Source organism: Stenotrophomonas sp. YJH_SMC_130, from assembly GCF_059369035.1.
Map to the genome: position 1 here is coordinate 73,785 of NZ_JCAFSH010000004.1, position 13,412 is coordinate 87,196.

8 protein-coding genes are annotated in these 13,412 nt (G+C 67.9%); 1 reads left to right on the forward strand and 7 read right to left on the reverse strand.

Translation table 11 applies throughout. The features are described from left to right. Positions 1 to 9: 9 nt before the first annotated feature. Complete coding sequence (locus AC5P5V_RS08475) at positions 10 to 1,263, forward strand: carbohydrate porin (protein ID WP_061478277.1); 1,254 nt, start codon at positions 10 to 12, stop codon at positions 1,261 to 1,263. 89 nt (positions 1,264 to 1,352) lie between these two features. Here AC5P5V_RS08475 and AC5P5V_RS08480 read toward each other — a convergent pair whose 3' ends face one another. The 7 genes from AC5P5V_RS08480 to AC5P5V_RS08510 are packed head-to-tail and all read right to left on the reverse strand — an operon-like array spanning position 1,353 to position 13,383. Further along, complete coding sequence (locus AC5P5V_RS08480; protein WP_061478278.1) at positions 1,353 to 2,198, reverse strand: aldose epimerase family protein; 846 nt, start codon at positions 2,196 to 2,198, stop codon at positions 1,353 to 1,355. Then, positions 2,188 to 3,225: a glycoside hydrolase family 43 protein gene (locus tag AC5P5V_RS08485; RefSeq protein WP_134969007.1), complete on the reverse strand. Its 1,038-nt coding sequence runs from the start codon at positions 3,223 to 3,225 to the stop codon at positions 2,188 to 2,190. Before AC5P5V_RS08485 ends, AC5P5V_RS08480 begins: the two co-directional genes overlap by 11 nt. Positions 3,226 to 3,241: 16 nt before the next feature. Next, a complete protein-coding gene (locus AC5P5V_RS08490; RefSeq protein WP_134969006.1) occupies positions 3,242 to 4,726 on the reverse strand; it encodes an MFS transporter in 1,485 nt (494 codons plus the stop codon). 59 nt (positions 4,727 to 4,785) lie between these two features. Further along, positions 4,786 to 7,479 carry a glycoside hydrolase family 3 protein gene (locus tag AC5P5V_RS08495; protein ID WP_231352113.1) on the reverse strand — a complete coding sequence of 898 codons (2,694 nt, stop codon included), beginning with the start codon at positions 7,477 to 7,479 and terminating at the stop codon, positions 4,786 to 4,788. Continuing rightward, complete coding sequence (locus AC5P5V_RS08500) at positions 7,476 to 9,170, reverse strand: glycoside hydrolase family 43 protein (RefSeq protein WP_134969005.1); 1,695 nt, start codon at positions 9,168 to 9,170, stop codon at positions 7,476 to 7,478. The genes AC5P5V_RS08495 and AC5P5V_RS08500 overlap by 4 nt, the downstream gene beginning before the upstream one ends. A 53-nt stretch (positions 9,171 to 9,223) precedes the next feature. Beyond that, the gene (locus AC5P5V_RS08505; RefSeq protein WP_231352756.1) at positions 9,224 to 11,176 is read right to left on the reverse strand and encodes a sialate O-acetylesterase; all 1,953 of its coding nucleotides are present in this window, start codon (positions 11,174 to 11,176) and stop codon (positions 9,224 to 9,226) included. Positions 11,177 to 11,208: 32 nt separating this feature from the next. Beyond that, positions 11,209 to 13,383, reverse strand: a complete 2,175-nt coding sequence (locus AC5P5V_RS08510) for an alpha-glucuronidase family glycosyl hydrolase (RefSeq protein WP_231352114.1) — start codon at positions 13,381 to 13,383, stop codon at positions 11,209 to 11,211. Positions 13,384 to 13,412: the final 29 nt, after the last annotated feature.

A 13,412-nucleotide genomic window follows, 5' to 3' on the forward strand; every position in this document is an offset into this window, starting at 1 on the left:
ACCCCGCCCATGACCTGCCCTTCCTGCCGCCTGGTGCCGGTAGCGATCCTGCTGGCCCTGCCCTCACTGGCCGTAGCTGCCAACGCGAGTGATGTCCTCACTCCCAAACTGGCTTACACCGGCGAGGCGGCCGCCACGCTCGATGGTGGCAAGCGCAGCGGCACCGCCTACGCCGGCCAGCTGATGTTCGGCGCCGATGTTGACCTCGACGCTGCGTTCGGCTGGCGGGGGGCCACGATCAAGGCCTATGGCATCAATCGCCACGGCACCAACCTCGCCAACAGCAGCACCGGCAACAGCACCTCGGTGCAGGAAATCTACGGCGGCCAGGGGACCCGCCTGGCCAACCTGACCCTGGAACAGAAGCTGTTCAACGACCGGCTGGTGCTGGAGGCCGGTCGCAGCGTCGCCAACATCCACCACCTCGGGTCGGAGCTGTGCCAGTACTTCCAGGGCAACTCGGCGTGCGGCAACCCGACCTACGTTTTCCGCACCAGCAACTTCACCTGGTGGCCCGTATCAAGCTGGATGGCCGACGCCACGGCCTGGGTGACGCCCGATGTCTATGTCCGCATCGGTGCCTACCAGGTCGATCCCAGCCAGGCCGAGGACGGCCAGCATGGCTTGAAGTGGAATACGAACCAGGCCACCGGCTGGATCGTGCCCTACACGATCGGCTGGCGCAGCCCTGCTTCGGCACGACTGAAAGCCCGCTACGAACTCGGTGGCTGGCAGGACAACTCGACCTATCGCGATCCGCTGCGCGATGCCAACGGCATTCCCGCGCTGCTCAGTGGCCAGGAGTACACGGCACGCCATGGTCGCTCCGGTGCGTTCGCGCGCTTCGAGCAGCAGCTTACCGGCGATGGCAATGGCCGCGGCCTGACTCTTTTCGGCGCGGCGCTCAAGGGTACCTCCGGGCAGCTGATCGAGGATCACTTCCTGCAGGCCGGGCTTGTGCAGAATGGCACGTTCGCCGGCCGGCCGCAGGACAGCATCGGCTTCGTCGTCACCCGGCAGAAGTACAGCGACATCGCGCTGGAGAACCTCCGCCTGGCCCGCGCTGCCGCCGGCGGCAGCGGCACCCCGCACGGAAGCCAGGTGATGATGGAGCTGAGCTATGGCATCCAGCTCACCCCGCAGCTCAGGATTGCACCGAACCTGCACTACATCGTGCATCCGGACCCGTTCAACGAACCTGCGCGGCAGCGGGACCTGCCGAATGCACTGATCGCGGGCATGCGGGTTGACTGGAACCTGTAGCAGATGGCACGTGGTGGTGAGGCGCAGCCCGTGTCAGGCACCAGGGTCCACAACCGGTCCGGGCGGCGTACCGATACTCTGGCCGGGCTTCAGCTGCTGTCCGCCACCCACGCCAGTTCGAACGTCAACGCGAGGCGCTGGCCAGGCTCCAGCCGGTGCGGTGCCAGCGTGAAGCCGTCCGGCGGGCCACTCTGCGGTTCGACACAGGTGGCGTGCGGCGCAGCGTCGTAGACCACCCAGTGGTCGTGGTCCGACCTCAGCCGCAGGCGTTGGCCTTCGTGTACCAGCGTGATGTCACCGTCGGCAACGAAGCAGTCATCCCAGGGGCCGGTGGTGGGCTCCACGTGGGGCAGCGTGGCAATACCTTCCCTGTCCCGCGGATACATCGCGCGAGGATTGAACAGCAACCGGTCCGGCTTCCTGAACCAGGGGTGCCAGCCCAGCACCGCCGGCATCGCCTGCTCGCCGGCCTGGACCGAAAGGCGCATCTGCAGGGTGTGCCCCTGCAACCGCAGTTCCAGCATGGCAATGCCACCGAAGGGCCAGTAGCTGTCGCGCGGCAGCTGCAGCGAGACCTCGGCTGCGGCCGCATCCAGCCGGTCGATCTGCCAGGGTCGCGAGAAGCCCACCCCATGGATGGCATGCCCGTCGAAGTTGAGCGGCAGCCGATGCGGCATGCCGTCAAAACGGAACTGTCCACGGCGGATGCGCCCGGCCCACGGCACCATCGGGTAGCAGCCCCAGGCGATCGCCGCCGCCCCGGTCTCCTGCGCGTCCACCAGCCATTCCACGCCCCGGTAACGCAGGCGCGCGATGCGCCCGCCCGCCGCTGCGGCGAGCGCAACCTCCAGTTCGCCGCATCTCAGCCAGTGCAGCTGACCGGCCGGCAGCGGGGCCAGCGCATCATCCCTCGGCAACATGCGCTCAGGCCCCATAGGGATTGATCGTGCGGATGCTTCCGTCCGGCTCCATGTGCAGCGGCGTGCACTTGGCCGAGCGCAGGTGGGTAATGCCGCCGGACATCAGCGCATCGTGATAGAACAGGTACCACTGTCCCTGGAACTGGCAGATGGAGTGGTGGGTGGTCCAACCGACCACGGGGGTGAGGATCACGCCAGCATAGGTGAACGGCCCGTACGGGCTGTCACCCACGGCGTAGCACAGCTGGTGGGTGTTGCCAGTGGAGTACGACAGGTAGTAGCGACCCTGGTACCTGTGCAGCCACGGGCCTTCGAAGAAGCGGCGCGCATGGTCGTCCGCACGCAGCGGCTGGCCATGCTCATCCAGGATCTGCACTTCGCGGGTGGGTTCGGCCAGCTCGGTCATTCCGGCATCCAGGCGGCCCACGCGCGGGCCCAGGGCCGGCGCGCTGCCCGCGGGTTCCTCGTGCGCTTCGCTGTACTGGTTGTCACGATACTTCTGCAGCTGCCCGCCCCAGATGCCACCGAAGTACAGGTAGTGGCTGCCATCGTCGTCTTCGAACACGGCCGGGTCGATCGAGTACGCGCCCTTGATCGGCTCCGGCTGAGGCACGAACGGGCCCTCCGGTCGCGCACCGATCGCCACGCCGATCCGGAACCGGCCCCCGGCATCCTTGGCCGGAAAGTAGAGGTAGTAGCGGCCATCGCGGCAGGCAGCGTCGGGGGCCCACATCTGTTTCCGCGCCCAGGGCACGTCGCGCACGTGCAACGCCATGCCGCAATCGACGGCGGTGCCGTTGGGCGTATCCATCTTCAGCACATGGTAATCCTGCATGCCGAAATGGCCGCCTTCATCATCGAAGGGTTGGCCACCGTCGATGTCGTGCGACGGATAGATGTACAGGCGTCCCTCGAACACGTGCGCCGAAGGGTCGGCCGTGTAGATGTGGGTCACCAGCGGTTGCGAAATGGCGTGTGCGCTGAGCTGTGCAAGTCGGGCTTCGCTGGCCTGGCCGTCTTCACCGGCAGAGAGGTCGATCATGGTTGTCATCTTGGCGTTACGCAGAGGCGTCGGCGGAACGGCGACGCAGGTGGAGATCCTGCTCGATGCGTGTTTCCGCGCGCTTGTCGATCCGGTAGAAGAACAGCAGCGCCACGGCGAGCAGGAAAGGAAGGGAGCAGTAGACGCTTACGGTCAAGCGGATGCCCTGCACCACGGCCTCAGGCTGCTGCACCAGGCCTGCCTGGTAGCCGTAGTGGGCAAGGATCGCGGCGACCAGTGCGCCGCCCACGCTGAGGCCGATCTTCAGCCCGCACAGCATCGCCGAGAAGATGATCGCGGTCGCCCGCCGATGGTTCTTCCACTCCGAGTAGTCCGCGACGTCGGCGATCATCGCCCACAGCAACGGGATGGTGATGCCATAGCAGAAGCCATGCAGCATGAAGGCAGCGAAGGCCACCGCCACGCCCGTGGGTGGAAACAGGTAGAAGGCCAGCAGGAACAGGGTCGAGACAAACAGGGCGCCACCGAAGACGTCGCGCTTGCCGAAGCGATCCGCCAGCCGCCGTGATGCACCAATACCCAGGATCATGCAGAGGATGCCGCACGCGTTGAACAGGCTGAACGCCGAGGTGGCCGCGTCCTTCGGCCAGGTGAACGCCGCGAAGCCGGCGCTGGCGAGGGCGCCATTCAATGCACGGATCAGGCCGTTGAAGCCTGAGTTTTCCAGGAAGCCGGCCAGCGCCGCTTCGCTCATGTAGTACTGGAAGTAATAGATGTAGGTGCCGCCTTTCAACGCCAGGTTGATGAACACCAGCACGGTCAGCGCCAGCATCACCTGCCACGGGCGGTTGTGCAGCAGGTCGGACAGGTCCTGCACTATGCCGCCGGTCTGCTCGCGCGTCGGCACGATGCGCTCGCGGGTGGTGGCGAAGGTGATCAGGAAGAACACCGTGCCGATCACTGCGAAGGCGGTCATGACCTGCTGGAAGCCGCGCACCCGGTCGCCGTCACCCAGGATCAGCACCAGCGGCATCAGCAGCACCTGGATGATGAACTGCGCGATCATCACCGCCACGAAGCGGTAGGCCGACAGGCTGTTGCGCTGGGCCATGCTGCCGGTCAGCACGCCGCTCAACGCCGAGTACGGCAGGTTGTTCGCGGCGTAGACGCAGACCAGCAGCGCGTAGGTGGTCAGTGCATAGATCACCTTTCCGCGCTCGCCCAGGTCCGGGGTGCTGAACGCCAGCAGCGACAGTACGCCAAAGGGAATGGCCGTCCACAGGATCCACGGGCGGAAGCGGCCCCAGCGGGTGGACGTTCGGTCAGCCGCGATGCCGATCAAGGGCGTGAACACGAACGCACCCAGCAGGCCCACCACGAAGATGATCGTGGCCGCGGTGGCAGCCGGCAGGCGGTAGACGTCGGTGTAGAAGAACGCCAGGTAGGTGATCAGGGTCTGGAAGATCAGGTTGGCGGCGAGATCGCCCAGGCTGTAGCCGAGCTTCTCGCGTACCGATAGCGCGTGTTCAGTGCTTGCCATGCAGCGGACGTCCTTGAAAAGGAATCTGGTCGAAGAGGAACCGATGCCGGCGGGGGCGATCAGTCATGCGCGGGCACCACGTTAAACCTGCCCTGCGCACGTATATCGGCACTGGATGCCCCCACCCTGACCTCGTAGGCACCGGGCTGCACCGCGTACGCCGCACGCGCCTCGTCATAGTGGCGCAGGGCCTGCGCCGCCTGCAGGGTGAACGTCACCGTGCGGCGTTCGCCCGGGGCCAGCTGGACGCGCTGGAAGCCACGCAGTTCCTGCACGGCATCGCCGCTGCCGGCGTGTTCGCGCCGCACGTACAGCTGTACCACTTCGTCACCGCTGCGTGTGCCCGCATTGGTCACATCCACCGTCACGCCCAGGCGGCCATCGGCGCCGATGGTGTCCGCATCGAGGCGGAGCGCTCCATAATCGAAGCGCGTGTACGAGAGCCCGTGACCAAACGGGTACAGCGGCGTGCCGCGGAAGTAGCGGTAGGTGCGGCCCTCCATCGCGTAGTCGTCGAATGCCGGCATCACTTCGCCGGCCTTGTAGAAGGTGACCGGCAAGCGACCCGCCGGATTGATGTCGCCGAACAGCGCCTGGCCGACGGCGGTGCCGCCGCGCTGCCCGGAGTACCAGCTCATCAGGATCGCCGGCAGATGCGCCTGCGCCCAGTCCACGGCGATGGCCGAGCCGCCGGTGAGTACCATCACCACCGGCTTGCCGGTAGCGTGCAGGGCCTCCAGCAGGGTGCGCTGCGGCGCGGGCAACCGCAGGTCGGTGCGGTCGCCACCGGCAAAGCCCGGATAGTTGACCGTCATCTCTTCGCCTTCGACATCGCCGGTAAGGCCTCCGACAAACACCACCACGTCGGCATCGCGTGCGGCATCGAGCGCTTCATCGAACGGCGCCTTGGCACCGGGCATGCGCCAGCCCAGGCGCACGCCGGCATCGCGCTGGTCGTCGTAGTACTCCAGCTTCAGGTCATAGGCACGCCCCGCCTGCAGGTCGAGTTCGACACCCTCGGCATGCAGGCGATCCGTGTTCACCCAGTGATCGATCACACGCTTGCCGTCCAGGTACAGGCGGTAGCCATCATCGCCGGCCACCTCCAGCCGGTAACGACCGGACACGGGGGGCAGCAGCTGGCCACTCCAGCGGATGCTGAAGCGGTCGTTGGGAATCCCCTGCCCCGGTGCCGCTTCGCCGCGTGCCAGCAGGTTGTCGGTCGGCGAGCCGCGGTCCCAGCGGAAGCCGATCTGCGCGTCGGTACGTACCAGGGCCGGAGTGCCAGACAGGTCGGGCGTGCGGAAGTACTCGGCGCGCAGGCCGCGCTCGGGCGAGTCCGCCGAGGGCCGCAGGAAGGTCGGCTCGATCAACGGCGTGGCACCGGGATCGTCGCGCCCTTCCACCAGGTCCACGCCGCGGGCATAACGCACTTCAACGCCCTTGGCCGCCTCGCGTATGCCCTGCAGGATGGTGACCGGCGCGGCCGGTGTACCGAAGTAGTTGCCGAGCAGCGCCATGGTGTCGTCGGCGGTGGGTCCAACCACGGCAATGCGCCTGGTGTCGCGCGACAGCGGCAGGACGCCGTCGTTCTTCAGCAGCACCAGCGATGCCTGCGCGGCCTTCAGGGCCAGCGCATCATGGGCCGGCGCCTGGTTCACCGAGGCCGGAATGCGCGCCCAGCGCACCCGCTCCGGCGGATCGAACATGCCCAGGCGCATCCGTGCGGTGAACAGGCGGGTCACCGCATCGTCGATCTCCGCTTCGCTGATCAGCCCCTGGCGCACTGCCGCAGGCAGCGTGGCGTACTCCTGGCCGCATTCCAGCTCGGTGCCGTTCCTGACCGCCAGCGCCGCGGCGGCTTCGCGCGTGGCAACGATATGGTGGTGCTTCCAGATGTCGACGATGGCCCAGCAGTCCGAGACCACGTAGCCCTTGAAGCCCCAGTCGCGTCGCAGCACATCACGCAGCAGGAAACGGCTGGCGCTGGCGGACTCGCCGTACACGCGGTTGTAGGCGCCCATGACCGCATCCACTTCGCCTTCCTTCACCAGCGCTTCGAACGCCGGCAGGTAGGTGTCATACAGGTCGCGCCGGCTCGGGCGTGCATCGAAGTGATGGCGGTCGGCCTCCGGGCCGCTGTGCACGGCCAGGTGCTTGGCGGTGGCGTCCAGCTTGCGGTAGACGGGGTCGTCGCCCTGCAGCCCGCGTACGAAGGCCACGCCCATGCGCGCGGTGAGGTAGGGATCCTCGCCGTAGGTCTCCTGTCCGCGACCCCAGCGCGGGTCGCGGAAGATGTTGACGTTCGGCGACCAGAAGGTCAGGCCCTGGTAACGGCCATGCGCGCCTTCTCGGAGGAACTGGTGGTGCTTTGCGCGGGCCTCGTCGCTGATGGTCGTGGCCACCTGCCCCATCAACGGTACATCGAAGGTCGCGGCCAGGCCGATTGCCTGCGGAAACACCGTGGCCTGCCCCGCCCGTGCGACGCCATGCAACCCCTCATTCCACCAGTCGTAGGCGGGCACTCCCAGCCGTTCGATTGCCGGTGCAGCATTCTGCATCTGCGCGGCCTTCTCTTCCAGGGTCATCTGCGCGACGAGTGCGGCGGCCCGTTGCTCGAAGCTTGCCGAGGCATCCAGCCAGGGCCGTGGCGCGGCCGCGGACGCCGCGGCCGCCACGCAGGTGAGGACGAACAGGGTGGCCCGGCCACGCCACGTACGGCGGCGGGTCCTGGACGAAATCGACAGTCTCATTTGCTTCTCCCGGTGCGCTCGTCGCGCGCGAAGGGACCCAGCAGTGCGCCCACGAAGCCGCCTGCCCGGTCCGTACTCAGAACGGTGCCGTCCACGTCGCCCGCGAGCAGTTGCCAGCCCTGCCCGTCGCCGGTGTCGAACGAGAACGCGTAGGCGCCCTCGTTGCCGGCAATCTTCAGGCGCAGTGCTGCAGACGCCGGCACGTCACGGCTGGCCAGCGTGCGCGTGCTGCCACCCCCGTCACGCGCTTCGAGGAAGAGCGAGAGGCGCCCCCCGCCAAGGTCACGAACGCCGAGGAAGTACCAGTACGCCTCGCTCTGGAACGCCGCCAGACCGGCGGCGACACCGGGGGCTGGCGGGGTCATCGCGGTGCTCGCCTCGAAGCGCAGGTGCTGCTGGCGCCGGCCGAGAAATGCCGGATTGCGCAACGTGTCCAGATCCTCGGCAAGCGGGTGCACGGCCAGCATCCCGGGGCGCTTGTGCAGGTCAGCCCAGGCATGCCTGGGCACGCGCACGCGCAGCCACTGGCGATCGAGTGCCGGGCCATCAAAATTGTCGCGCGCCACGAAATTGCCGGTCGACGGGGCCTGCGATGCCTCGCCCTGCATCCATGACGGCGCCTTGGCCACGTAGGGAATGGCCTGGTCGGTCGGCAGGATCTGCGGCCAGCCATCCTGCCATCGCACCGGCAACAGGTAGGTCTCGCGCCCGGTGTTGTAGTGGCGCTTCTGATAGTTGCGGCTGGCCAGGAACACCGCCCACCACGAGCCATCCGGGCCTTCGACCAGGTCGGCGTGGCCGGCATTGGTGATCGGCAGCGGACGGTCGTCCGGCAGCTCGCGCTGGGTCAGGATCGGATTGCCCGCATAGGGAACGTAGGGTCCCCACACCGCGCGGCTGCGCAGCACCACCTGTGAATGCTGCGGCCCGGTACCTCCTTCAGCGTCGGACAGGTAATACCAGCCCTCCCGCTTGTAGATGTGCGGTCCCTCGATCCAGATCGGATTCTTCGCCGGCTCCACGCCTCCATCAACCAGCACCCGGCGTGGCCCGACCGGCTTGAATGCCGGCAGATCGATCTGCTGCATCCAGATGGCGCGGTGCCCGTCGTAGCGCGGCGGACCGGGCGGTGCATCGTTGTTGACCAGGTACACCTTGCCGTCGTCGTCGAAAAACAGTGATGGATCGATGCCATCGATGCCGGGCAGCCAGTGCGGATCGGACCACGGCCCGGCCGGGTCGCGCGCCGTGGCAATGAAGTTGCCGCCGCTGTCGGTGGCGGTGGTCACCACGTAGAAGACCCCGTCGTGGTACTCGATGGTGGGGGCGAAGATGCCGCGCGACACGCTCAGCCCGTCGAAATCCAGCTGCGTGGGGCGGTCAATCACGTTGCCGATCTGCTTCCAGTGCACCAGGTCAGCACTCTCGAACACCGGAATGCCCGGGAAGTAGGTGAAGCTGGAATTGACCAGATAGAACCGGCCGTTCGCGCGCACGATGCTGGGATCGGCATGGAAGCCGGCCAGGACCGGATTGCGGTAGTGCCCGGCCGGCAGCGGCACTTCAAACGCCTGGTCATTGCCGCGGTACTCGAACCAGTCGAAGTACACCGGCGGAGCGTCCGGCGGCGCGCTGGCCCGGGCGGCTGCGGCCGACAGCAGGAACACTGCCGCCAGCAGCTTGCGCGCCATGGATCTCAGGCCGGCCCTGTCGCGGGCCACAGGGGACTGCGTGGACAACGTCATCATCGTCGGGCCTCGGCTTCGGCAATGGGAAGTTCGAACGGGCCGGCCGGCGCCCCGCTGCGATCGCGCAGCGTGCACACCGGGCCATCGGCCCAGCAGTAGCGGACATGCGTTGCGCGCGTCGACAGCGGGCCTCGCAGCAGGATCCGGCGTGCATCCAGTTCGGCGTCGGCGTACTCGCAGTGGCGCGCATGGCCCCTGGCCTCGCACAGTTCAAAGCCGATCGGACGCAGCGCACCGGTTGCGGTGAGCGCGCCTTCGACATCCTCGAACGCAATGGCGACGGCCGTGGGCGTCCGCACGGCGGTGACCGCCCGCGGACCTGACGGTGCCAGATCCTGCTCGCCGTACACCACGTAGCGGGCCACGCGCGCCAGGCGGCGCCCGAGCTCCTGCTTGTTCGGCGGGTGGATGTCGTAGGCATCGCCGATGTCGATGGCGATGGCGAGCCCGCTCTGCGCGTCCTCGGCGGCGACGCGCCGCTGCGCCTCGCGCACCTGCGCCCAACCGCTGTCGGCGGGCGCAACCGGCGGCTGGCCATAGCTGGCCAGCTGCGCGAACAGCAGTGGCGTGCGCGCACCGAACTGACGCCGCCAATCGTCGCGCAGCGCACGCAACCGCGCCGCGTACGCCGCGCCATCACCGGTGTTCGATTCACCCTGGTACCACAGCATGCCGCGCAGCCCGAAAGCGCCGAGCGGTGCGATCATTCCGTTGTACAGCGTCGACAGCCCGGTGGCGGCCTGCCAGGGGGCAAACGGCGGCGCCTGTTGGCCCGGCGCCACCCGGTACTTCCACGGACCCTGCAGTGCCACCCGCTCACCGTTGTCGAACTGCAGGCCGTATGCCGTGGTGGGGCCAGCCAGGCCGCCTTCACCGTAGGTGTCCAGCACGTTGACCGCAATGCTGTTGGACCCTGCTTTCAGCAGGCCGCCGGGCAACGGGTAGCGCCTCTGGCCGGAGCCGTACTGGCTGCCCACGGACACGCCGTTCACCCAGCTCACGTCCACCTCGTCGGCCGATGCCAGCTCCAGGGTCGCGCCGCGTGCAGCCTGTTCAGCGCTCAGCACCACCTGCGTGCGATACCAGACCATGCCGTTGTAGTCGGCAAGCGCGGGCACGTTCCACCGCTCCCACGCCCCCAGCGCGGCCGGTGCGCGTGACCAGCCGCCGTCATCGGTGTCCGCGCGCCAAGGTGCGTCGCCGGGCAGCGCGCCGTCACGCATGGCCCACCAGTGCTGCCAGTAGCGGCCCCAGGCTGCGCGTGCCTCCAGCGGATCACGCGCAGACCGCGCGAGGATATCGAGGGGCTCGTCCAGGCCGCCCTGCTCTCGCAGCGCACCCACGCTGGTCCAGGCCTCGATCCGCGAGCCGCCCCACGCCGCCTCGATCAGCCCCATCGGCACGTCGACGGTGCGCTGCAGTTCGCGCGCGAAGTAGAAGCAGGTGGCGGAGAAATCGCGCACCGTATCAGGCGTTGCCGATGTCCAGGCAGTGCTGCCGTTGAAGCTCTCCTGTGCCTGCACGGCGGCGTGCTGCGGCACGGTGAACAGCCGGATCCGTGGCATCGTGGCTGCGGCGATCTCGCTGGCTGCGTTGAGCGAGCGCCACACCGGCAGTTCCATGTTCGACTGGCCCGAGCACAGCCACACGTCGCCGACCAGCACGTCGCGCGCCATCTCCCGACGTGTCCCGGCGTTTACCTCCAGCGTATGCGGACCGCCCGCGGCCACCGGGGGCAGCGTCGCCTGCCAGCCGCCTGCGGCGTCCGCCCGGGTGCTTACCGCCTGCCCGGCAAACGTCACGGAAACCGGCTGCCCGGGGCCTGCGTGCCCCCAGACCGCAATGGGCCCGTCGCGCTGCAGGACCGCGTGATCCCTGAACAGGGGATGCAGCAGGCCCGTCGTTTCCCGCGCTGCGGCCGGCATCGCCACCACTAGCGCAGCCATCATCAACAGCGCACACCCGACTGCTCCGAACCTGCTCATCGGCCATCCCCCGGTGCGAACGGAAACTGCAAGGCCTGGTAGTACGACAAGGGATGCGGCGGCGGCTGCTCGCCGGCGGGCAGCGGCCGGCCACTGAGCGACTGGAAGTACGCCACGCTGGCGTCACGCCACCATTGCGCTTCGTCGTGCTGGATCTGCAGGAACGCCGCGACGTGCCGATGCCGCTGCGGATCGATCCGGTCGCGCAGGCCGGCCCAGGTCGCCTGCATCGACTGCACCTGGCGCACGCCGCGCGAATAGCGCCCGACCAGCTCATCCCAGAGCGTCCTGCCCGAGCGCATGCGGCGGTCCCACGGCACATGATGGAACCACAGCAGCAGCGACTCGGGCACGCGCTCGGGGTCGCCATAGACCTCGGCCACCTGCGGCGCGTACTGGCCCACGGCGTTGCTTCCGCTGGCGCTGCGGTCAAAGCCGATGCCCTGGCTATCTGCGCGGTGGTAGTAGACCGACGTCCAGTCCGCACGCGGGCCGCCCTCCACCCAGGGGCCGGGGCCGTAGTGATGGCCGCGTGCCATGAGGTGATGCAGGCCCAGCGGCGTCATGTAATCCACTGCCGCCTCGCGCGAGTCCATCATCATCCGCACGATCGGGCCGGTCACCTGCGGGTCGGGCGAGAACGTCAGCGCTGCCCAGTCTTCGGCAATCGCGCGCGCGGATTGCTGCGGGTTCCATGCCAGTCGGCCGAAGGCGTACCAGTTGGCCTGGTCGAAGTGCGAGCCACTCCAGGTACGGTCCATGCCGATGTTGGCGACGCCGGCGATACCGGTCAGTGCGTGGCCCTCCAGCGAACCATCGACCACGCGGGCAACCGTGGAGCCTTCGCCACGGGCATGGGTGTCGGCCTGCAGCACTTCTTCGTAGAGCGTTCCCAGGTACACCAGGTGCGTCGCAAAACCCAGGTACTCCTTGGTGATCTGCAGCTCCATCATCAGCGGCGTGCGTGGCATCGCGCCGAACAGCGGATGGAACGGCTCGCGCGGCTGGAAGTCGATGGGGCCGTTCTTCACCTGGACGATCACGTTGGGCCGGAAGGCACCGTCCAGCCCGACAAACTCGCTGTACGCCTGCTTGGCGCGATCTTCGGGAACCTCGTGCGAATACACGAAGGCCCGCCACATCACCACGCCGTTGTAGGGCGCCAGCGCGTCGGCCAGCAGGTTGGCGCCGTCGGCATGGGAACGACCGTAATCCTGCGGGCCGGGTTGCCCCTCCGAGTTCGCCTTGACCAGGAAGCCGCCGAAATCCGGAATGTGCGCATGGATCTCATCGACCTTGTCGCGCCACCAGCGCCGCACGCCGGGATCCAACGGGTCAGCCGTCGCCAGGCCGCCGAGCTCGATGGGCGCACTGAAGCGTGCGCTCAGGTAGACCCGGATGCCATAGGGGCGGAACAGGTCGGCCAGCGCGGCGGCCTTGGCCAGATAGGCCGGCGACAGGCTCAGCGCACTGGCGTTGACGTTGTTGAGGACGGTGCCGTTGATGCCGAGCGAAGCGTTGGCACGGGCGTAGTCGGTGTAGCGCGGGTCACGCCATTGCGGCAACGTCTGCCAGTCCCACAGCGAGCTGCCTGCATAGCCACGCTCGACGTAGCGGTCCAGGTTGTCCCAATGGTCGAGCACACGCAGTGCGACCCGCGGCGACTCCCGCACGTTCAGCCCCTGCAGCGGCATGCCACGCTGCAACAGGCGCAGCAGGTGGAACGTGCCATACAGCACGCCGACATCCCGGCGTGCCGCCACCAGCAGCACATCGCGCCCCTCGGTCCGGACCTGCCGGATCAGGAAGCCCTCGTCGCCCAACGTGGCGATCTCGTTGTCGAACGCGGCAACCAGCACCGAAGACTGCGGCGTACCCAGCACCAGGGCATGGTCAGTAGTGATTGCCGTTCGCATTGGCGGTGCCGTTCCCAGCAATCCAGAAAGGCTCCGCGCAAGCTCGTCGCGGGTGGCGCGCTGCATCGGCGTGCCATCCGGGGCCACCACTTCGGCCAGTTGCCGCCGGTAATCGGCAGCAACCGTTGCGGCAACCGGCTGGTAGCGCATCCACAGCGCATAGCCATCCTCCGACCGTGCCCCGCCAGCACAGGCCAGCAGTGCGACCACGGCCAACAGGCGCGTGCCGACAGCACGCAACAACGGCGTTAACATGCGCCTTTGTAGACTACGTCCGGGCCCGG

Coding starts and splice junctions, on each gene's coding strand:
- AC5P5V_RS08490 (WP_134969006.1), bottom strand. CDS start 4,726: ATGGCAAGCACTGAACACGCGCTATCGGTACGCGAGAAGCTCGGCTAC.
- AC5P5V_RS08500 (WP_134969005.1), bottom strand. CDS start 9,170: ATGGCGCGCAAGCTGCTGGCGGCAGTGTTCCTGCTGTCGGCCGCAGCC.
- AC5P5V_RS08510 (WP_231352114.1), bottom strand. CDS start 13,383: ATGTTAACGCCGTTGTTGCGTGCTGTCGGCACGCGCCTGTTGGCCGTG.
- AC5P5V_RS08475 (WP_061478277.1), top strand. CDS start 10: ATGACCTGCCCTTCCTGCCGCCTGGTGCCGGTAGCGATCCTGCTGGCC.
- AC5P5V_RS08505 (WP_231352756.1), bottom strand. CDS start 11,176: ATGATGGCTGCGCTAGTGGTGGCGATGCCGGCCGCAGCGCGGGAAACG.
- AC5P5V_RS08485 (WP_134969007.1), bottom strand. CDS start 3,225: ATGATCGACCTCTCTGCCGGTGAAGACGGCCAGGCCAGCGAAGCCCGA.
- AC5P5V_RS08495 (WP_231352113.1), bottom strand. CDS start 7,479: ATGAGACTGTCGATTTCGTCCAGGACCCGCCGCCGTACGTGGCGTGGC.
- AC5P5V_RS08480 (WP_061478278.1), bottom strand. CDS start 2,198: ATGGGGCCTGAGCGCATGTTGCCGAGGGATGATGCGCTGGCCCCGCTG.